Genomic DNA, 20,508 nt, shown 5'->3' on the forward strand with positions numbered 1-20,508 from the left:
CGGTCACTCCGCCGCGGAGGCGGCGGAGAGATGTGCGATGGCCGCGGTCGCGGCGTCGCGGTTGTTGTCGTCGAACGGCTCGATCGTCATCTGCACCACCGTGCCCTCGTCGAGGCAGCGGGCATTGACGTCGAATCCGTCCGGATTGCTGCGTGGCACGTAGAAGCTCTTGATGCCGCAATGGCCGCAGAACAGGTGGCGCGCGGCGCCAGTATTGAAGCTGTATTCGCGCAGGTCCCCGGCACCGGACAGCAGCCGGAAGCGCGACGCCGGCACGATCAGGTGCAGGAAGCCGCTCATGCGGCAGATCGAGCAGTTGCAGTCGAGGACGTCCAGCTGCGCGGGTGCGTCGACTTCAAAGCGCACGCGGCGGCAGTGGCAGCCGCCGCGATGCGTGACCAGGGGTTGGGCATCGGCGTTCATCTGATGTGGCTCAGCCCTTGCCTTGGCCCTTCTTCTTGCCGTTCGATCCTTTTCCCTGACCACCGCCGTCGCGGGCCGGGGCGTGCCCCTTGCCCGCGCCCGCAGCGCCATTCGACCGCGCCGGCTTGGCGGGGCCGCGTGCGTTCGCGGCGGAACCCTTGGGCTTGGCATGCGCACGGTCCTTGCCATGGTTCGGGAAGTCCCGGCGCAGGTCGGCATCCAGGTCGATCGGACGCGCCCAGCGATCGTAGGTCGGCACGAAGCCCTTCTTGAGCTGGTGGAATTCGCGCGAGCCCGGCTTGATGCCGAGCTGTTGCGCGACCGCGCCCCAGCCCTGGCCACGATCGGCTTCGTAGAGGTCGACGACGTAGCGGCACGGGCGTCCCAGCACGGATGCCAACGCACAGGCGTAGTACACGTCACCGGGGTTCCAGTGGCGGGATTGCAGCAGCTCCAGCACCAGCGGCCGCGGTGCGTTGTGGTAGCGCACCATCTCGTCGATGAAAGGCTCCGGATAGCGCGCGCCGTAGCGGTTCATGTCGCCAAGCCAGGTGTCGACCCAGGCATCGCCGCTGCGCGGGCTCCAGCCAACGGCGAGGTCCTGCGCCGCTGCACCGCCTCCCCATAGCGCCGAAACGGCCAGGGCCAGCGCCAGCAACCGTCGCTGCAACATCGAAAGGGAACGCGTACGCATCTGGGGGCTCCGTTGCAGTGCGCGGCGATGCTGGTGCGCCGCCAATGAATCCGTCATGAGTTCGGCGGCGGGCCCGTCAGGGCTCGATCACGAACTTGCCGAAGGCGACGCCCAGGTCCCAGCCCTGGCCCTTGCCCGCCAGCGCGAGCGACACGCTGCCCTTGGTCATCGCCATGGCCTTGGCCGACCTGGCCGCGCCGGCATGGGCCTCGCTGCTGGCATAGGTGCCCAGCACGTCGTTGATGGTGTAGACACCCGAGAATTCGCCGGTGCCGTTTTCGATCCGCGACTTGCCGATCGTGAGGCCACCGCCCTTGGCGTGGATCCGCACCGACATGCTCTGCCCGTTGTCGCAGGTCACCACGCCGGCGCCGCTTGCGGTCTTGTAGAACACCGACCATCCGGCGAGGTTGAAACTGAGCTTGCAGGTGATCGGGCCGCTGGCGAAGGCGGCCGGGGAAGCCAGCAGCACGAGCGTGCCGAGCAGTGCGGCCAGGCGGGATTTCAACGGACGGGGTTTCATTCGCGCGCTCCTGTGGCGTCGGTGCGCGAAGGCTACCACCCGGCTCATTACCAGACAGCAAAGAACGCTGGCGGCCAAAGCGGAGACGGCGCCCTGAGGCGCCGTCCCGTACTTCACCGGCGATACCGGTCAATCATCGTCGTAGTCGCGCCAGCGCCGACCGTCCCAGTAGCGTCCATCGCGGTCGTACCGGTCATGGCGGCGGTCATAGCTGTAGTAGCGGTTGTCGTAGGAGCGGCGGTCATACCGCGGGTCGTAGTAGCGCGTCACGCAGCGGCCCTTGCTGTCGCATTTCACGCGCGACTGCTGGCGGGACTGGTCATGCTTCTTCCAGTAGCCGTAGGCGTTGCCGTACGGCGGACCGCTGCGGTAGTTGTTCGGCGCATAGCGGTAGTACACCGGGCGTCCGTAGCGGTCGCGCTCGACCAGCAGGCGGTCGTCGTAGCCGTAGTCGCCGTAGCGGTAATACGGATCGCCGCCGCGGAAGATCACGTCGGCGACGTCGACGATCACCCGCGTCAGGTCGTCCTGCGCCTGGGCCGGGGCCGGAACGGCCAGCGTCGCCATGCCGAGGCCGGCAGCCAGGGCGGTGGAAGCAAGCCAGCGGGTCACGATGGCCATAGCGGTTCTCCTTTCACGCCCACCACCGTTTGGCGGGCACGGTGCGACGATGCGACCGTGGCGGTGAACCGATTTGTAATTTCCGTGTGAACCGTAAGCGCCGCTCAGATTCCAGTTAGGAGGCCGTGGAGCTGCCGCCTATACCGTTGCCGGCAACGCCAGCGACTTCACCGCGGCCGGCAACTCCGACGGTGCGGCCACGCGGCGCAGGCGCGGCGCGCGCTCGTCGACCTGCGCTTCGGTCTCATGCGCCCAGGTCACGTGGTACGGCATGTACACGCCCCACCCGCCCAGTTCGAGCACGGGGGCGATGTCCGAGCGCAGGGAGTTGCCGATCATGGCGAAGCGCGATGCCGGCAGGTTGAACTCGGCGAGCACGCGCGCATAGGTCGAGGCGTCCTTCTCGCTCACGATCTCGATGCGGTGGAACAGGTCGGCGAGGCCCGACTGGCGGACCTTGTTTTCCTGGTGGAACAGGTCGCCCTTGGTGATCAGCACGATGTCGTGCTCGGCGGCGATCGCTTCGACCGCCTCGCGGATGCCGGGCAGCAATTCCACCGGATGCTGCAGCAGTGCCTTGCCCAGCGAGACGATGCGATGCAGGTCGGTGGCGCTGATGCGCGCGTCGGTGATCTCCACCGCGGCCTCCACCATCGACAGGGTCATGCTTTTGACGCCGTAGCCGAACAGCGCGAGGTTGCGCATCTCCACTGCGTACAGGCGCTCGTGGGTGCGTCCATCCTGCAGGTCGACGTAGTGCCCCACGATGCGTTCGAAGTCGGCCTGCGCGGCGTGGTAGTAGTCCTCGCTGCGCCAGAGCGTGTCATCGCCGTCGAAGCCGACGAGGCGGATGGTGGTGGTGTCCCGGGTCATGCGCGCAGTATGCCAGCCGGTCCGGCGCGACCCGCCGCAGAAGGGACGAAAGGCGGCCGGGGGCCGCCTTTCGCGTGGGGGGCGCCGCTGGACGGCGCGAGCGATGAAACCGGCGGGACGCCGATGCGAGATCAGCGTCCCGCCGCTGCCGGCAGGTCAGGTCGCCGGCCAACCGTGACGCGAAGGCTTACTTCTTGCCTTCCTTCGTCTTGACATAGGCCTTGTATTCGTCGGCGCTCAGTGCGCCGTCGGCGTTGGCATCCGCCTTGTCGAAGACCTGGCCCAGCGCCGGGATCGCGGCTGCCTCGGCCTTGCTCAGGTTACCGTCCTTGTTGAGATCGACATCGTTCCAGCTCTTCTTGCCGGGCTCGCCCGCGGTGGCGGCGGCCGCGTCGTTGGACGTGGTGGGCTGGGCGGCGGCATCGGTCGCGCTCGTCGATTGCGCCGTGGCGCCGGTCGAGGCGGCGTCGGTCTGCGATTGCGCGAAGGCCAGCGGGGCGGACAGGGTGGCGGCGAGGGCGAACGTACCGATCAGGGTCTTGCGATTCATCAGTCTTTTCTCCTTAAGGGGTGTGCGCGGCGAGTTGCGGATCGGGGGATGTGCCCCGCACCCGGCGACCATGCCCATGCGCGGATGAACGCCTGCAGCGTCGCGCGCGCGGCCTCCACATGGGGTTAACCACAACGAAGGTGAAACCGTTTATGGCTGCGCGCTGAACCCCGCCCTAGCGTGACGGGCTTTGAAAAGCCGCAGCGTGCGCGGGCTGAATGGAACACAACCTTTACGAAAATGGCGCGCGCGTGCCTTCCAGGTTCGCGACACGCGCCACGCCACCGTCGCTGTCACGCGTGGTTGTCACGCATCGCTGTCACGCATCGCTGTCACGCGTCGCTGTCACGCGTCGCGCTCACCAGCACCTCGCCGCCCGCGCCGAAGGCGACGGCGATTTCCATCGGCTGGCAACACACCGGACAGTCCTCGATGTAACGCTGCAGGTCGCTGGCCTCGTCGATCATGAGCTCGACGCGCTCGCCGCAATACGGGCATGGCACCGCGATGGTGGGCAGCATGGCGTGGGGTCTCCGGGACAATCGGTCACCAGCCTAGCGCGGCACGCGTGCGGATGCGGTCCGTGACCCATCACGCTTCACTAACCTTTTCGGAGCAAAGCTGCCTGCACGCGCTGGGGAGCCGCGCGGCGCGCTGCACCCCAAGCGATCGCGGCCGATATCTAGGAGTGCGCATGAAGACTCGCCGCGTTTTCAGCACGCCCGATCTGATCACGGCCCGCGCCGCCATCCAGGCCGCGCGCGAAGCCGGCATCCACGACGACGACATTTCGCTGGTTGCCAGGCCGGACATCGAGGTTAGCCACATCCCCAACCGGCGCAAGGAAGCCGACAGCGACTTCGTGCCGGCGGCACTGCGTGGCGCGTTGTTCGGAGGCATCGCCGGGCTGGTGGCAGGCGCCATTGCCGTGCTGGTGTTTCCGTCGGTCGGCATGAGCTGGTCGGGCGCCGGACTGGTCGCGCTCGCGGGCGTGCTCGTGGGCGCATTCGCCTCGTCGCTGGTGGGTTCGTCGCTGCCGGATCCGGTGCGGCAGAAGTTCGATGGCGAGATCAAGGCCGGACGCATCCTCGTCCTGGTCGACGGCGCCGCCGAAATGCTGCCTGCGGTGGAAGCCGCAGTGATGCGCACCGGCGCGCTGTCGCTGCCGTTCGAGACGCCAACCGCACTGATCCGCTGACAGCGCGGCGGTTGCCGCGACACGACAAGGGCGCCGGTTGGCGCCCTTGTCGCAACTGCTTCAGTGCCTCACTTGCGGCCGGCTTTCAGCCACGCCTGGTACTCCGCGCGCGTGACGCTGCCATCGCTGTTGGCGTCGATGCTGGCGAAGTTGGCCTTGAAGGTGGCGTCGGCGTCGCCTTCACCCACGCTGATCGATCCGTCGGCATTGGCATCGAGGCGCCGCAGGGTGTCGCCCAGGCTCGACGACGTGCGCGTCGACGCGTCGGCGCCCCCGCGGCCCTTGTCCATCTCCGCCTTGGCGCCGGCGCGGTACTCCGCGTCGGTGACGAAGCCATCGTGGTCGGCGTCCATCGCCGCGAAGCCTGCGTTGAAGCCGGTGTCGATGGCGCCCTCGGTGGTGCTGATCCTGCCGTCGCCGTCGGTGTCGAGGCGCGTCCAGACATCGCGCTGGACCACCGAGGAATGCGCGGCCGCGTGCTCGGCGCCCTGCGACTGGGGCGGCGAAGGCGGCGGCACGTTGGTGTTGGCCTGCTCCGTCGTGTTGGTCAACGGCTTGTGGATGTCGCGCATCGTCTGTTCCGGCGAATTCGGCGTCGGCAGGCTCGGTGTCGGCGCGACGCGCGGAACATCCGGCGGACCCTTGCCGCCCTGCGCCCACGCCGCCGGCGACAGCAGCGCTGCCGCCAGTCCGAGGGCGAGCAGATTGCGGTTGCTTGCGTTCATGGCGTTCCTCCTGTTGAGCATTGACCGGACGCCCATGCGCCACGGCGCACACAAGCTGGTGCGGCGCGCCTGTACGCGTCGTGAGGAAGCGCGGGAATAACGCGCGATTCACGCCATTTTGCTGCGGCGTTAGCGGGATCGCCCATTCATGCCAAGCGCCCGAGCACGGTGCTGAATCCCTCTGCGCCGCGTTTGCTGCTGCGCGTCATCGCCTCCCGCCCATTACGGCGCGGCGCGACTCGCAATCGTTGCGCCGCGATCCAGGGCCTGGCGATAGCTCGCGTGCAGGCGCTGCACCTTGGCGATGTAGTCCTGGGTTTCGCGGTAAGGCGGAACCCCGCCGAAGCGCGCCACGGCGCCCGCCCCGGCGTTGTACGCGGCGGCGGCAAGGGTGAAATCGCCACGGTACCTGCGCAGCAGCGCATGCAGGTGGCGCGCGCCCGCGTCGATCGACTGCGTGGCCGAATAGGCATCGGTAACGCCGTAGCTGCGGGCGGTTTCCGGCATCAGCTGCATGAGGCCCTGCGCGCCCTTCGGCGACACGGCCTTGGTATCGAAGCCGCTTTCGACGTGCGCGATGGCGCGCAACCACGCGTCCTCGACGCCGTGCTTCTTCGCCGCGGCGCGGAACTGCGCGGCATAGCGATCGATCTGCGGCCGGCCGACATCGCCCAGCCCCGCGTGCGCCGGCTCGCCCGGCGGCGTGGCCACGGTGAACGCCAGCACCGGCGTCGAGCCGGGCAGCTTGCGCGTGCTGTAGACGGTGCGGCCGTCCTGCTGCCGCTCGTACAGGGTGCCGTTGACGACGCCGAGCGCGCCCCACAGGTTCGGCAGCTTCACCGCATCGTCGTCGATGTGCCTGGCGACGCAGCGGGATCCGGGTTCGGGTGCGGTCGCCAGGCTGACGCTGCCGCCACGCACGCATCGGTACACGGTCCGCGCGTGCGCGGAAGCGGCCCACGACAACAGCAGGACCACGATGCCAGCGACGATGATGCGGCGCGCGACCATGCCCGAAGTGTGCAGCAGGGGCGCCACGCCGGGATGTGCCAATGGTTTGGCGGTGGAGCCCGCGAGGCGCGATTGGACGCTTCGCGGCGGCATGCGACGGATCCGTCGCCGCGCGTGGCCCGCAACGGCCCGATATGCGATCGATGGCCGGCGGCGTTCGCCGGGGCGCCCTGACGGGCGTCAGTGCGCCATCAGCGCCTCGATCTCGTCGGCGCTGCGCGCCAGCTTGTCCGTCAGTACTTCGTGCCCGTCCTTGGTCACCAGCACGTCGTCCTCGATGCGGATGCCGATGCCGCGCCACCTGGCATCGACCGTCGTGTCGTCTTCGGCGACGTAGAGGCCGGGCTCGATGGTGAACACCATGCCGGGCTCGAGCAGGCGCGATTCGCCATCGATGCGGTATTCGCCGACGTCGTGCACGTCGAGGCCGAGCCAATGCCCGGTCTTGTGCCGGTAGAAGCGACGGTAGTGGCCGTCGGCGATGTTCTTCTCCAGCTTGCCCTTGAGCAGTCCCAGCCGCAGCAGGCCTTCGGTCAGCGTCGCGACCGCGGCGACGTGCCCGGCCTCGTAAGCGATGCCAGGACGGGCCTGTGCGAGCGCGGCGCGCTGCGCGGCGTGGACCAGGTCATGCAGCGCACGCTGCTCCTTGCTGAAGCGGCCGCTGGCCGGGAACGTGCGGGTGATGTCGGCGGCGTAGCCGCGGTACTCGGCGCCGGCGTCGACGAGCACGAGCTCGCCGTCGTTGACCGTCGCATTGTTGGCGCGGTAGTGCAGCACGCAGGCATTGCGGCCGGCGCCGACGATGCTGCCGTAGGCGGGCTCGGCGTCATGCTGGCGGAAGACGCGTTCGATTTCCGCCTGCAGCTCGTACTCGCGCATGCCGGCGCGGACGGACCGCATCGCGGCTTCGTGCGCGTGCACGCTGATGTCGGCGGCGCGCTGCATCAGCCGCAGCTCGTCGCGGTCCTTGAACAGGCGCATCTCGTCCAGCAGGTGGCCGAGTTCGAGGAATTCGTGCGGCGGCTGCGCGCCCAGCCGCACCTGCGCCCGCACCCGGTTCAGCCAGCCGATGAGCTTGAGGTCGAATTCCTGGTCGCGGCCGAAGTGGTAGTACACCCGCGTGCGGCCTTCCAGCAGCCCGGGCAGGATGTCGTCGAGGTCGCCGATCGGATAGGCGTCGTCGAAACCAAACGCCTCCACCACGCCTTCCGGGCCGTGGCGCGGGCCGTCCCAGGCTTCGCGCTCCTGGTCGCGCTCGCGGCAGAACAGCAGGGTTTCACCGTGCTTGCGCCCCGGCACGAGCACGAGCACCGCTTCGGGTTCGGCGAAGCCGGTGAGGTACCAGAAGTCCGAGTCCTGCCGGTACGGGTAATGCGTGTCGCGACTGCGCACCACTTCCTTCGCCGCCGGCAGGATGAGGATCGCCTCGTCGCCCGCCATGCGCATGAGCTGCCGCTGACGGCGGGCGTAGTTGCGGCTTGGTACGGCGAGGGGTTTGATCATGCGGGGCGTGGGTTGGGGTGTGGCGGGCGGCGCCCGCGCGATGCGGCCTGCGGCTGCGGAGTCATCCACAGCAAGGCGCCTCAGTTGAAGCGTTGCCTGTGGTGGGCGGCCATCACGCAGTCACCGTGCAACAGCAGCGCCGCGACCCGCACGAACTCCTCCAGCTCCACCAGCGCCTCCTCGTCCTCCTCGTCGCCGTCGTCCTGCGCCTGCGCGGCGGCCAGCTTGGCCAGGTCCGCGAGCGCCTCACGGCTGTCGTCGGACAGGGTTGGCGCGGCGCCTGCCGCGAGTCCGAAGCCGCCGAGGAAGCCACGGCACCAGTCGAACAGCGCGCCGCTGCGTTCTTCGAGCGAGGCATTGGGGTCGGGCAGCAGGAGCTCGAATTCGAAGCTGCGATCGCCCAGTTGGGCCGCGCTGGCCAGGCGCAGCTCGTCCAGCGCACTGCCTGTGGCGGGAGCGGGCAATGCCGCATCCGCAAGAACCTGGCCCAGCCACTGCGGGGTGGACGCGCCGCCTCCGGCCAGCCAGCCGCAGAGGCTGCCATGCAGCTCCGGCACGGTCACGGACAGTGCGAGGGCGCGGATTTCGGCCTCGAGGGCGGCCGGCGCGGGCAGATCGGGGACGTTTCGGGACGACACGTTGGGTGCGTTCAGGACGATTGGGGGATGTGGGCAGTTTAGCGGCTGGAATACGGCTAGCGGCAGGCGTCGGGTGTCTTACACTGCCCCCATACGCCTAACGGCTGGGGTCCGTGCGCTTTTTCCCATCCTTCACCGCTTGCCTGATCGCAGCGATCGCAGGCCTGCTTGGCGCAGGCATTGCCCGTGATGCCTCGGCGCTGACGCGCGACTACTACTTCGAGCGCCTGGGCAGCGAGCGCGGGCTGGGCCAGAACACCGTCAACGCGATGGTGCAGGACACGCAGGGATTCGTCTGGGTGGCCACCCAGGGTGGGCTGCACCGCTACGACGGGCAGCGCTACGTGCAATACCGGCATGACCCGCGCGACCCCGCCAGCCTTCCCGACAGCTACGTCACGGCGCTGGCCATCGAAGGCGACCATTCGCTGTGGGTGGGCTCCTACGCGCAGTACGTGTCGCGGCTGGACCTGGCCAGCGGCACCATCCGGCGTTACGAAGTGGCGGCGGGCGAACAGTCGCAGCGCCAGGTTTCGGCCCTGCTGCCCCACGCCGGCAAGGTCTGGGTCGGCACGCTCGCCGGCCTGGAGCGGCTGGATCCGGCCACCGGGACCCGCGACCGCGTCATCACCCTGGATTCCAAGGCCTTGCGCGCCTGGCCGCGGCAGTCGCTGGTGGCCGGGCGCGATGGCGACGTCTGGTACGGCACCCAGACCGGCCTGTATCGCATCGGGCCGCGCGGCGGCGTGGAGCGGATGCGGCCCGGAACGGCCGTGCGGGCGCTCGCCTTCGACCATCGCGGCCAGCTCTGGATCGGCACCCCGCAGGGCTTGTTCCGACTGGCGTCCGATGGGCGCTCGCTGCTGAAGGTGTGGCCCGCCAGCGGCGACGCTCCCGATGTCGAGGTGCGCGCGATCGTCGAGGCACCCGATCACCGGCTTTGGCTGTCGCTCTCCCGGGAGGGCGTGCTGCGGTTCGACCCGGCTAATGGCACCGGCCAGGCGTTCCGTGACCAGCCCGGCCTCGCTTCCGGCCTGCCGGAGGATGGCATCAACACGTTGATGGTGGATCGTGGGGGCATGCTGTGGCTGGGCGGACAGTTCCGCGGCGTCAGCATCACCGACCCGCTTGGCACGCGCTTCACGTACGTGCTCAACCTGGACAGCGGTGCGCAGCACAATCCGGCCACCGATGACAGCGTGCGCGCCGTCGCACAGGACGGTAGCGGCGCGCTCTGGCTCGGCACCGACGATGCGCGGCTGCTGCGCTACGACCCCCGCGGCGACCGTCTCGACGACTTCAGCCAACGCCTGCCGTGGGCAGCGAACGAGGGCAAGCCGCGGGTCATGGCGCTCGTGCGCAACCCCGACGGCAATCTGTGGGTGGCGACCGAACGCGGCCTGCTGCGCCTGGACCCGCGCCGCGGTTCGATCGAACAGGTGGCCCTGGGCAGTTATTCCAATGCTTCGATCCGCAGCCTGATGCTTGCGCGCAATGGCGCGCTGTGGATCGGCACCGCCAACAATGGCGCGCTGCGCTACTCGCCATTCGACGGCGAAGTGCTGCATTACGGATTCCGCGAGAACGACCCGCACCAGCTGTCGCACCCGGCGGTGCACGCGATGCTGGAGGATCGCCGCGGCCGCATCTGGCTGGGGACCGGCGACGGCCTGGACCTGCTTGACCCTGCCAACGGGCAGCTGCGGCATTTCCGCCACGGCCTCCACGCCCCGGGCAGCCTGCCGGGCAACCTGGTGCGTGCGCTCTGGCAGGCCGCCGACGGCAATATCTGGATCGGCACGCATGCGGGCCTGAGCCGCGTGATTGAAACCGCGGGCGGCAATGTCGCCTTTGCCCACCCGCTGGCCGAAGCGCTGCATGACCGTCCTGTCCCGGTGGTGTTCTCGATCGTCGAGCGTCCCGCGGGAACGCTCTGGCTGGGGACCGACAATGGCATCACCCGCTTCCGCACCGCGTCGGGCGCGTACCGCACCTACGGCCTTGCCGATGGCCTGCAGGACCTCGAATTCAACGGCGCCGCCGCAGCGCTCCTGAGCGACGGCCGCGTCGCGCTCGGCGGCGTGCGCGGGCTCAATCTGTTCGATCCGCGCCGCATCACCGATACCGGTTACCTGCCACCGTTGCGGCTGCTGTCCGCGCGCATCGGCGCGGACGCCACGGGCAACGACGGCGTGCTGTGGCAGCCCCGCGCGTTGTCCGTCCCGGACGACGCCGACCTCCTGCGCCTGCGCGTGGGCGCGCTGGATTTCGCACCCGCCGCCAACATCCAGTACCGGTACCGCCTCGACGGATTCGACCTGGGATGGATTGAGAACGGGCACGAGCAGGACATCGCGTATACCAAGCTTCCCCCCGGCGATTACGTGCTGCGCGTGCAGGCCACCGATCGGGACGGGGTGTGGTCATCGCAGGAGTTGAGCGTACCGGTCCAGGTGTTGCCACCGTGGTGGCGTCATCCACGCGTGATCGCGATCGCCACCGCCCTGTTGCTGGCGCTGGCCGGCTTCCTGTGGTGGCGGCACCGGCAGGGCGTACGGCGCGAGCGCGGCCTGTTCGAAGCCATCCGCGTGCGCGAGCAGCGGCTGAAGCTGGCGCTGTGGGGGTCGGGCGAGATCTTCTGGGACTACGACCTCAAGCGCGGCGAGATGCATGCGATGCGCATCGACGAAAGCCGCGTCGCCGACGCCGACAGCGCGGTGCAGATGGAAATCGTCGACCAGCACGAAGTCCATCCCGACGACCTGCCGCGCCTGAGCGACCTGGTGCGCCAGCACATCCGCGGCGAGACCTCGCTGATGCTCTCGGAGCACCGCGTGCGCCTACCTGACGGGCACTGGGCCTGGATGCTCGCGCGCGGCCGCGTCGTGGACCGCGATCCCAGCGGCCGCGCCCTGCGCATTGCCGGCACCGCCCGCGACGTCACCGCCACCCGCAATGCCGAACGCGAGCGCCGCATCGCCAGCGAGGTGCTGCGCAGCATGGCGGAGGCGGTGTGTGTTTTCGACCGCGACTTCTGCTTCGTCTCGGTGAATCCCGCCTTCACCCGCATGACCGGCTACAGCGATGTCGAAGTCCTCGGCCGCGACACCGCGCTCCTCAACAGCCCGCAGCACGACCCGGAGTTCTACCGGCAGATGCGCTTCCGCCTGGAGCGCGACGGTCGCTGGTCCGGCGAGATCTGGCAGCAGCGCAAGGACGGGCAGGAGTTCCTGTGCTCGGTGCAGGCCAGCATCGTCCTCGACGCGACCGGCCAGCGCAGCCACTACGTCGGCGTGCTGGGCGACATCACCGACCAGAAGCGCGCCGAGCAGGAGCTGCGCTACCTCGCCAACTACGACACGCTCACCAGCCTGCCCAACCGCACGCTGCTGTCGGAGCGGCTCTCGCGTGCCATCGTGCGCGCGCGGCGCCAGGGCAAGCGCATCGCGGTGCTGTTCCTCGACCTCGACCGCTTCAAGGACATCAACGATTCGCTCGGCCACGCCGCCGGCGATCGCATCCTGCGCGCCGCGGCCGCGCGCCTGCAGAACACGGTCGGTGCGCAACATACCGTGGCGCGGCTGGGCGGAGACGAGTTCACGGTCGTGCTCGAGGACATCGACACGATCGACGAAGCCGAGCAGGTCGCGCGCCGGATCATCGACGCCTTCGGCCAGCCGCTCGACATCGACGACCGCCATGATGTCTCGATCTCGCCGTCGATCGGCATCAGCCTGTATCCCGACCACGCCCAGATCCCCACCGACCTGCTCAAGCATGCGGACACGGCGATGTACCAGGCCAAGGCGGCGGGGCGGCGTACCTTCATGCGCTACACAGACGCGATGGACGTGGAGATCCGCCAGCGCGCCACGATCTCCGCCGCGCTGCGCAAGGTCCTGGACCGCCACGAACTGCGCCTGGTGTTCCAGCCGAAGCTGTCGTTGACGCAGATGCGGATCACCGGGGTCGAGGCGCTGTTGCGCTGGTACAGCCCCGAGCACGGCGAGATACCGCCGGATCGTTTCATCCCCCTCGCGGAGGAGACGGGCCTGATCCTCGAGATCGGCGAGTGGGCGATGCAGGAGGCCTGCAACACGCTGGAGATGTGGCGGGAACTGGGCCTGCTGGACGTCTCGATAGCCGTGAACGTCTCGGCGCTGCAACTGGCGCGAGGCCATCTTCCGGACGTGGTCGCGCGCGCGCTGTCCGGCCGCAACATCCCGCCCGACCGCCTGCAACTCGAGCTCACCGAGACCGTGATCATGGCGAACGCGGAGCAGAACGCGGCCATGCTTCAGGCCATCCGTGACCTGGGCGTGGGCCTGGCGATCGACGATTTCGGCACCGGCTACTCCTCCCTGTCCTATCTCAAGCGCCTGCCGCTGACCACGCTCAAGATCGACAAGGAATTCATCGGCGACCTCACCCGCGACGCCGACGACGAAGCCATCACCGGCGCCGTCATCGCGATGGCGCATTCGCTGGGCTTGAACGTGGTGGCCGAGGGAGTGGAAACCGAGGCGCAGGTGAAGTTCCTGCATGACCATGGCTGCGATGAAATCCAGGGCTACTGGCTGGCCCGCCCCCTGCGCGCAGAGGAGTGCCTGACCTTCCTGCAAAGCTGGGCCACCGCCACCGCGGCAACCGATCGCCAGGCGGTCTCCGGCTAGGCCGGATCGTGGCAGCTGCCTTGACCGCCCCCCGCCTGCTCCCCATCATCCGCCCATGGATCGCACCCAGCTCATCGCCGAACTGCAGAACCTGTCGGCTCGCCTTGACGAGCTGGGTAGCCAGGCGCGCCGGCTCAGCGAGGAGAATCGCAGCCTGCGCCTGCAGCAGGAGCAGCTGATCAACGAACGCTCAACGCTGCTGGCGAAGAACGAGCAGGCGCGCAACCGGGTCGAGGCGATGATCGCCCGGCTCAAGTCGCTGGAGCAGCACACGTGAGTTCCAAGGCCAGCGAGCCCGTCAGCATCCGGCTGCTCGATCGCGAGTACACCATCGGTTGTGAGCCGGACGAACGCGACAGCCTGATGGCGGCGGCGAAACTGCTGGACGCGAAGATGCGCGAGATCCGCGGCAATAACCGCATGGCCGCGCTCGATCGCGTGGCCGTGCTCGCGGCGTTGAACCTCGCGCACGAACTCCAGCAGTTGCGCAGCGACGGCGAGGGCCGCGATCGCGAGCTCGTGCGAACGCTCGACGACCTGCATCGCAAGCTCGACGGATTGTTCGACAACGCGCCACGTTGAAAACGCGAGCACTCGCACGTTTCTGCTGAACCGCAGCATCGCCTGCGCCGACGAGCGGACTGGCCCATGGAAAACACCGCGCTATACTTCGCGCACGTCCTCTGCTGTGCGCGACAGCCTGCGCAAACATTCGCCTTGTCCCTTAATGACGACCACGGGGGCGCAGCGGAAGCCCGGAGTGCAAGTCCGCCCTGTAGCGGAAAGCCCGAAGGCATCCAAGCGTTCCCACTTGAACCCCGGGTTCAAGGTCGTTTCGCAGGCATCGCACACCGGTGGAGGACTTTTCATTCTCATGCGCAGCGCGTAGGCGCTGCGTTTTTCTGTCCTACCCTCAGCGTGCCGAACAGCCGCCTCACTGGCGCGTTCTCCGCATGAATGACGCAACCAGCGCCATGCGCCGCCAGCTGCGCCAGGACCTACGCGCACGCCGTCGCGCCCTTCCCGCCGCGCATCGCATTGCGGCCGCAGAAGGGCTGGCGCAACGCCTGCTGGCTCTACCATTCGCTCCACGCTCCGGCTACGTCGCTGGCTACTGGGCGATGGACGGAGAGATTGCACTGCACGTTTGGCAGCTGCGCCTCCCGCGTGAGTGCGTCTATTGCCTGCCGGTCCTGTGCGAGGACCAACGTCTGCGCTTCGCGCCCTGGCGCCCGGGCGATGCACTGGTCAGCAACCGCTACGGCATTCCGGAACCCGATGTCTCCATTGCCTCGCTGCTCGTCCCTGAGCAGATGTCGCTGGCCGTGCTGCCGCTGGTGGGGTTCGACGATGACGGCAACCGGCTTGGCATGGGGGGCGGCTGGTACGATCGCAGCTTCGCCTTCCGGCACGGCGCCGATGCCCCACCCTATCTCGTGGGCGCCGCATTCGCGCTGCAGCAGGTGGCACGCGCGCAACCCCAGCCATGGGATGTGCGCCTTGACGCCGTCTGCACCGAGAGCGGCTTTTTCGACTTCACCAACGCCTGACACGACCGCCGCCATGACCGCACGCCGCCGCTATTGGCTGATGAAATCCGAGCCTGACGCATTTTCGATCGACGACTTGCGGCGAGTCGGCACCGAGCCCTGGACCGGGGTGCGCAACTACCAGGCCCGGAATCACATGCGGGCCATGCAGGTGGGCGATGGCGTGTTGTTCTATCACTCGAGCTGCGATGTTCCCGGCATTGTCGGTGTCGCGACGGTGGCGAGCACTCCGTATCCCGACCCGACCCAGTTCGACACCAAGTCGGATTATTTCGATCCCAAGGCGACACGCGAGCAACCGCGCTGGGACTTGGTCGACGTCAGCTTCGATCGCAAGCTCAAGCGCACCATCGCGCTGGAAGAGATCCGCCAGCATGCCGACGAGCTGGGGGAGGGTTTCGCGTTGATCCAACGCGGCTCCCGCCTGTCGGTGCTACCGGTGACGGCGGCACAATGGAAACTTCTCCTGTCCCTGGAATGACTCCGTGAGCGAAGCAAAGCGCCTGGCCGGCGAAAAGGCCATCGACTATGTCGAGGACGGCATGATCGTCGGCGTAGGCACGGGATCCACCGTGGCCTATTTCATCGACGCGCTCGCGCGGATCAAGGACCGCATTCGTGGCGCCGTTTCCAGTTCGGAACAGAGCACGCAGCGCTTGGCGATGCACGGCATCGAAGTCCTCGACCTCAACGCCACCGGCCCTCTGTCGCTCTACGTGGACGGTGCCGACGAGTGCGATCCGCACAAGCGCCTGATCAAGGGGGGCGGCGCGGCCCTGACGCGGGAAAAGATCATCGCCGAAGCGAGCGAGAAGTTCGTGTGCATCATCGACCCGGCCAAGCGCGTGGACGTACTCGGCAAGTTTCCCTTGCCCGTCGAGGTGATCCCGATGGCGCGCAGCCTGGTAGCGCGACAAATCCTTGCGAGGACCGGTGGCCAGCCGGTGTGGCGGGACGGGGTGGTTACCGACAATGGCAACGTGATACTCGACGTCCATAATCTATCCATCATCGATCCTGTCGCCACCGAGAGCGTCGTGAACCAGATCCCTGGCGTGGTTTCGGTGGGACTGTTCGCCCGGCGCCCCGCCGACATCGTGATCGTGGGCGGTCAACCGCCCTTGGTTCTGTAAGTCCGTTGGAGACGATGCCGAACGCCATCGCCGTGGCCGATCTCCCGCCGTTGCTGCGAAGCGAGGGTTTCTGTTTCGTCGCATCATCCAACATGCGGTCGATGCTCGAGCGCAGCGGGCGGCTCGACGACTGGGCGCGGTTTGCGGACAGTTGGAACGATCTTGCACCCGACACCTATCTGGCGAAGGTCGGTCGGCGCCGGCGTCGTCGGCATGCCGTCTACGAGGCCGACGCAGGCGGGCACGTTCAGCGGCAGCCGCACCAGCCCCACTACCAGTCCAGCGACTACAACAGCCTGCAAGGCAACATCGAGCGCTGGTTCGAACCCATCGCACCCGACGTCGGCTCCGGTGCGTCGCTGTCAACGATCCTGGACTTTGCGCGGGAGCTGTTCGCCGCCTTGGCACCGGAGGTCCGAAGCTGGCGTGTCGAGGTGCATCAGTTCCGCATCGAGGCCAAGCTTGGCGAGCCAGGCGAGCCGACCCCTGAGGGCATCCATCGCGACGGTGTCGACTACGTCCTGGTGCTGCTGGTCGATCGCAGGAACATCGCGAGTGGCACAACCACCATCCATGCCGGCGACGGCGCATTGCTCGGCAGCTTCACCCTGACCCATGCATTCGACGCCGCGCTCGTGGACGATTCCCGGGTCTTCCACGGCGTGACCGCGGTTACCCCGCTGGACCCCGCTCTGCCCGCATATCGCGACGTGCTCGTCGTGACATTCCGCCGGCAGACCTGAAGCAGACACTGGACCCCGCGTCCCGTTGCACGTGCGGGTCCGGCGGCAGCGCTTCCGGGTGAGCGGGTATTGGTTGGCCAAAGGTTTCTGTTGGGGTTACTGGGGAGGATTGCCTGGGTAACCCTTGGAGCCTGGCGCATGGGCTCCGGCGCGAGGGGAGTCGCGCGCGTATTTTTCGCCGGCGCAAAGAAGAACCCCCGACCTGTCGGCCGGGGGTTCGGATAAATGCTCAGCGATGACCTACTCTTGCATGCGGATGCACACTACCATCGGCGCGGTTGCGTTTCACTTCCGAGTTCGGGATGGGATCGGGTGGTGCCACAACGCTATTGTCACTGAGCAAGCTGGTGAAGCGGCGCGATTGCGCCTGCTTGCGTCTTTTGCACGAAGGGACGAGTCCCTAGGGGCTTAAGAATTTGGGATTGTAGCGAGTTGGTCCTGGAAGGTCACGACGTCGTCGTAAGCCTAAGGCCACTTGAGGTTATATGGTCAAGCCACACGGATCATTAGTACAGGTTAGCTCAACGCATTGCTGCGCTTACACACCCTGCCTATCAACCACCTGGTCTTGATGGTTCCTTTAGGGGACTTGTGTCCCGGGAGATCTCATCTTGAGGCGCGCTTCCCGCTTAGATGCTTTCAGCGGTTATCGCTTCCGAACATAGCTACCCGGCCGTGCCATTGGCATGACAACCGGAACACCAGAGGTTCGTCCACTCCGGTCCTCTCGTACTAGGAGCAGCCCCTCTCAAATCTCCAACGCCCACGACAGATAGGGACCGAACTGTCTCACGACGTTCTGAACCCAGCTCGCGTACCACTTTAAATGGCGAACAGCCATACCCTTGGGACCGACTACAGCCCCAGGATGTGATGAGCCGACATCGAGGTGCCAAACACCGCCGTCGATATGAACTCTTGGGCGGTATCAGCCTGTTATCCCCGGAGTACCTTTTATCCGTTGAGCGATGGCCCTTCCATACAGAACCACCGGATCACTAAGTCCTAGTTTCCTACCTGCTTGATCCGTCGATCTTGCAGTCAAGCACGCTTATGCCTTTGCACACAGTGCGCGATGTCCGACCGCGCTGAGCGTACCTTCGAGCTCCTCCGTTACACTTTGGGAGGAGACCGCCCCAGTCAAACTACCCACCATACACGGTCCCCGATCCGGATTACGGACCTAGGTTAGAACGTCAAGCACATCAGGGTGGTATTTCAAGGTTGCCTCCGCCGAAGCTAGCGCCTCGGTTTCATAGGCTCCCACCTATCCTACACAGACGAACTCAACGTTCAGTGTAAAGCTATAGTAAAGGTTCACGGGGTCTTTCCGTCTTGCCGCGGGAACGCTGCATCTTCACAGCGATTTCAATTTCACTGAGTCTTAGGTGGAGACAGCGCCGCTGTCGTTACGCCATTCGTGCAGGTCGGAACTTACCCGACAAGGAATTTCGCTACCTTAGGACCGTTATAGTTACGGCCGCCGTTTACCGGGGCTTCGATCAAGAGCTTCGCCTTGCGGCTGACCCCATCAATTAACCTTCCGGCACCGGGCAGGCGTCACACCCTATACGTCCACTTTCGTGTTTGCAGAGTGCTGTGTTTTTGATAAACAGTCGCAGCGGCCTGGTTTCTGCGGCCCTCCTCAGCTATTAACCATGGAGGGCGTACCTTCTCCCGAAGTTACGGTACTATTTTGCCTAGTTCCTTCACCTAAGTTCTCTCAAGCGCCTGAGAATTCTCATCCTGCCCACCTGTGTCGGTTTACGGTACGGTCTGCGTAAGCTGAAGCTTAGGAGCTTTTCCTGGAAGCGTGATATCGGCAGCCTAGCCCTAATGGGCCGGTCCTTAGTCTCAACGTTGCCCCCCCGGATTTGCCTAAGGGGACCGCCTCAACTCTCTCACCGGGACAACCAACGCCCGGCCTGCCTAACCTTCTCCGTCCCTCCATCGCACTTACGCGAGGTGCTGGAATATTAACCAGCTTCCCATCGACTACGCATTTCTGCCTCGCCTTAGGGGCCGACTCACCCTGCGTCGATTAACGTTGCGCAAGGAAACCTTGGGCTTTCGGCGTGCGGGCTTTTCACCCGCATTATCGTTACTCATGTCAGCATTCGCACTTCCGATACCTCCAGCAGCCTTCTCAAGCCACCTTCAACGGCGTACGGAACGCTCCTCTACCGCGCATACAAAGTATGCACCCCAAGCTTCGGTTTCGTGCTTAGCCCCGTTAAATCTTCCGCGCAGACCGACTCGACCAGTGAGCTATTACGCTTTCTTTAAAGGGTGGCTGCTTCTAAGCCAACCTCCTGGCTGTCTGTGCCTTTCCACATCGTTTTCCACTTAGCACGAAATTTGGGACCTTAGCTGTGGGTCTGGGTTGTTTCCCTTTTCACGACGGACGTTAGCACCCGCCGTGTGTCTCCCGCGCAGTCTGTCTTGGTATTCGGAGTTTGCCATGGTTTGGTAAGTCGCAATGACCCCCTAGCCATAACAGTGCTCTACCCCCAAGAAGATTCACGCGAGGCGCTACCTAAATAGCTTTCGAGGAGAACCAGCTATCTCCGGGTTCGATTAGCTTTTCACTCCTAATCACACCTCATCCCCTACCTTTGCAACGGGAGTGGGTTCGGGCCTCCAGTACCTGTTACGGTACCTTCACCCTGGGCATGACTAGATCACCCGGTTTCGGGTCTACTGCCCGCGACTATGCGCCCTTATCAGACTCGGTTTCCCTTCGCCTCCCCTATACGGTTAAGCTCGCCACGAACAGTAAGTCGCTGACCCATTATACAAAAGGTACGCAGTCACCCCGAAGGGCTCCTACTGCTTGTACGCACACGGTTTCAGGGTCTATTTCACTCCCTTCACCAGGGTTCTTTTCGCCTTTCCCTCACGGTACTGGTTCACTATCGGTCGGTCAGGAGTATTTAGCCTTGGAGGATGGTCCCCCCATATTCAGACAGGGTTTCTCGTGCCCCGCCTTACTCGATTTCATTGAATGAGGTCTTTCGCATACCGGGCTGTCACCGTCTATGGCCGACCTTTCCAGATCGTTTTGCTAAACCTTACTCAACTTAAGGGCTGCTCCCCGTTCGCTCGTCACTACTGGGGGAATCTCGGTTGATTTCTTTTCCTCCGGGTACTTAGATATTTCAGTTCTCCGGGTTCGCTTCCAGCAGCTATGTATTCACTGCAGGATACCTATTGCTAGGTGGGTTTCCCCATTCGGACATTGCGGGATCAATGCTTGTTGCCAGCTCCCCCGCACTTTTCGCAGGCTGCCACGTCCTTCATCGCCTCTGACCGCCAAGGCATCCACCGTGTGCGCTTATTCGCTTGACCATATAACCCCAAGTCGCCTCAGGATTATCGTAGTGCCGGGGGGTACAAAGCCCCGACGCGAATTACGACAACTTCAAATGTTAGGGCCTCGAGGGCCCCGCCTTAGCCTCACGACACGTCTGTAGACCTTCTGTCTCAGAACGCTCGCTACAATTCCCAGTTTTCAAAGAACACGAATCCGGCTTCAGCGCCGCAATCGTTTCAAATCTTCATGTGTGTGCGCAGTTCAGAGTTGCCGTCGGGATTAGTGGTGGGTCTGGGAGGACTCGAACCACCGGCCTCACCCTTATCAGGGGTGCGCT

Annotated in this window: 19 protein-coding genes, 1 tRNA gene, 2 rRNA genes and 1 other RNA gene (1 of these 23 cut by a window edge); 9 read left to right on the forward strand and 14 right to left on the reverse strand. The window is 65.9% G+C overall.

What is annotated here, in order from left to right; genetic code table 11:
- Positions 1 to 3 precede the first annotated feature (3 nt).
- From BP05_RS08150 to BP05_RS08180, 7 genes are all read right to left on the reverse strand, one after another.
- Positions 4 to 423, reverse strand: a complete 420-nt coding sequence (locus BP05_RS08150) for a GFA family protein (RefSeq protein WP_496362262.1) — start codon at positions 421 to 423, stop codon at positions 4 to 6.
- A 10-nt stretch (positions 424 to 433) separates the two neighbouring features.
- Positions 434 to 1,117 carry a hypothetical protein gene (locus tag BP05_RS08155; protein ID WP_496362264.1) on the reverse strand — a complete coding sequence of 228 codons (684 nt, stop codon included), beginning with the start codon at positions 1,115 to 1,117 and terminating at the stop codon, positions 434 to 436.
- Positions 1,118 to 1,193: 76 nt separating this feature from the next.
- The gene (locus BP05_RS08160; protein WP_496362266.1) at positions 1,194 to 1,640 is read right to left on the reverse strand and encodes a hypothetical protein; all 447 of its coding nucleotides are present in this window, start codon (positions 1,638 to 1,640) and stop codon (positions 1,194 to 1,196) included.
- A gap of 129 nt (positions 1,641 to 1,769) precedes the next feature.
- Entirely contained in the window at positions 1,770 to 2,261 is a 492-nt protein-coding gene (locus BP05_RS08165) for a hypothetical protein (RefSeq protein ID WP_496362268.1), read from the reverse strand.
- 138 nt (positions 2,262 to 2,399) lie between these two features.
- A complete protein-coding gene (locus tag BP05_RS08170; RefSeq protein ID WP_496362270.1) occupies positions 2,400 to 3,134 on the reverse strand; it encodes an HAD family hydrolase in 735 nt (244 codons plus the stop codon).
- 187 nt (positions 3,135 to 3,321) lie between these two features.
- Positions 3,322 to 3,684, reverse strand: coding sequence for an EF-hand domain-containing protein (locus tag BP05_RS08175; protein WP_496362272.1), 363 nt, complete (start codon positions 3,682 to 3,684; stop codon positions 3,322 to 3,324).
- A gap of 332 nt (positions 3,685 to 4,016) precedes the next feature.
- Complete coding sequence (locus tag BP05_RS08180; RefSeq protein ID WP_496362274.1) at positions 4,017 to 4,205, reverse strand: CPXCG motif-containing cysteine-rich protein; 189 nt, start codon at positions 4,203 to 4,205, stop codon at positions 4,017 to 4,019.
- Between the two features lie 173 nt (positions 4,206 to 4,378).
- On the opposite strand from BP05_RS08180, the gene BP05_RS08185 reads away from it, so the two are divergent.
- Positions 4,379 to 4,882: a hypothetical protein gene (locus BP05_RS08185; protein WP_496362276.1), complete on the forward strand. Its 504-nt coding sequence runs from the start codon at positions 4,379 to 4,381 to the stop codon at positions 4,880 to 4,882.
- 68 nt (positions 4,883 to 4,950) lie between these two features.
- Here BP05_RS08185 and BP05_RS08190 read toward each other — a convergent pair whose 3' ends face one another.
- The 4 genes from BP05_RS08190 to BP05_RS08205 form a co-directional block, all read right to left on the reverse strand.
- Complete coding sequence (locus BP05_RS08190) at positions 4,951 to 5,607, reverse strand: EF-hand domain-containing protein (RefSeq protein ID WP_496362278.1); 657 nt, start codon at positions 5,605 to 5,607, stop codon at positions 4,951 to 4,953.
- 222 nt (positions 5,608 to 5,829) lie between these two features.
- Positions 5,830 to 6,618, reverse strand: coding sequence for a lytic transglycosylase domain-containing protein (locus BP05_RS08195; protein ID WP_496362335.1), 789 nt, complete (start codon positions 6,616 to 6,618; stop codon positions 5,830 to 5,832).
- A 180-nt stretch (positions 6,619 to 6,798) separates the two neighbouring features.
- On the reverse strand, positions 6,799 to 8,121 hold the full coding sequence (locus BP05_RS08200) for an aminopeptidase P N-terminal domain-containing protein (RefSeq protein WP_496362280.1): 1,323 nt from the start codon (positions 8,119 to 8,121) through the stop codon (positions 6,799 to 6,801).
- An 80-nt stretch (positions 8,122 to 8,201) separates the two neighbouring features.
- Positions 8,202 to 8,759, reverse strand: coding sequence for a UPF0149 family protein (locus BP05_RS08205; RefSeq protein ID WP_496362282.1), 558 nt, complete (start codon positions 8,757 to 8,759; stop codon positions 8,202 to 8,204).
- A gap of 113 nt (positions 8,760 to 8,872) precedes the next feature.
- Here BP05_RS08205 and BP05_RS08210 point away from each other — a divergent pair, with 113 nt between their 5' ends.
- The 8 genes from BP05_RS08210 (at position 8,873) to BP05_RS08245 (ending at position 16,858) form a co-directional block, all read left to right on the forward strand.
- Complete coding sequence (locus tag BP05_RS08210) at positions 8,873 to 13,432, forward strand: EAL domain-containing protein (protein ID WP_496362284.1); 4,560 nt, start codon at positions 8,873 to 8,875, stop codon at positions 13,430 to 13,432.
- Positions 13,433 to 13,487: 55 nt separating this feature from the next.
- Positions 13,488 to 13,709 (forward strand): TIGR02449 family protein, encoded by a 222-nt coding sequence (locus tag BP05_RS08215; protein ID WP_496362286.1) that lies wholly within the window; start codon positions 13,488 to 13,490, stop codon positions 13,707 to 13,709.
- Positions 13,706 to 14,014, forward strand: coding sequence for a cell division protein ZapA (locus BP05_RS08220; RefSeq protein ID WP_496362288.1), 309 nt, complete (start codon positions 13,706 to 13,708; stop codon positions 14,012 to 14,014). The genes BP05_RS08215 and BP05_RS08220 overlap by 4 nt, the downstream gene beginning before the upstream one ends.
- 95 nt (positions 14,015 to 14,109) lie before the next feature.
- A non-coding RNA gene (gene ssrS / locus BP05_RS08225) (6S RNA) lies at positions 14,110 to 14,297 on the forward strand.
- 88 nt (positions 14,298 to 14,385) lie between these two features.
- Positions 14,386 to 14,982, forward strand: coding sequence for a 5-formyltetrahydrofolate cyclo-ligase (locus BP05_RS08230; RefSeq protein WP_496362290.1), 597 nt, complete (start codon positions 14,386 to 14,388; stop codon positions 14,980 to 14,982).
- A 13-nt stretch (positions 14,983 to 14,995) separates the two neighbouring features.
- Entirely contained in the window at positions 14,996 to 15,463 is a 468-nt protein-coding gene (locus tag BP05_RS08235; RefSeq protein WP_496362292.1) for an EVE domain-containing protein, read from the forward strand.
- A 4-nt stretch (positions 15,464 to 15,467) separates the two neighbouring features.
- Positions 15,468 to 16,115: a ribose-5-phosphate isomerase RpiA gene (gene rpiA / locus BP05_RS08240; protein WP_496362294.1), complete on the forward strand. Its 648-nt coding sequence runs from the start codon at positions 15,468 to 15,470 to the stop codon at positions 16,113 to 16,115.
- Between the two features lie 14 nt (positions 16,116 to 16,129).
- Positions 16,130 to 16,858, forward strand: coding sequence for a 2OG-Fe dioxygenase family protein (locus BP05_RS08245; protein WP_496362296.1), 729 nt, complete (start codon positions 16,130 to 16,132; stop codon positions 16,856 to 16,858).
- 227 nt (positions 16,859 to 17,085) lie between these two features.
- On the opposite strand, the gene rrf is transcribed toward BP05_RS08245, so the two are convergent.
- The 3 genes from rrf to BP05_RS08260 form a co-directional block, all read right to left on the reverse strand.
- Positions 17,086 to 17,198, reverse strand: a 5S ribosomal RNA gene (gene rrf / locus BP05_RS08250).
- 145 nt (positions 17,199 to 17,343) lie between these two features.
- Positions 17,344 to 20,206: ribosomal RNA gene (locus BP05_RS08255) — 23S ribosomal RNA — on the reverse strand.
- A gap of 248 nt (positions 20,207 to 20,454) precedes the next feature.
- Positions 20,455 to 20,508: transfer RNA gene (locus BP05_RS08260), tRNA-Ile, on the reverse strand; it runs 23 nt beyond the window's last position.

The sequence above is a fragment of the Lysobacter oryzae DSM 21044 genome, from assembly GCF_059568595.1.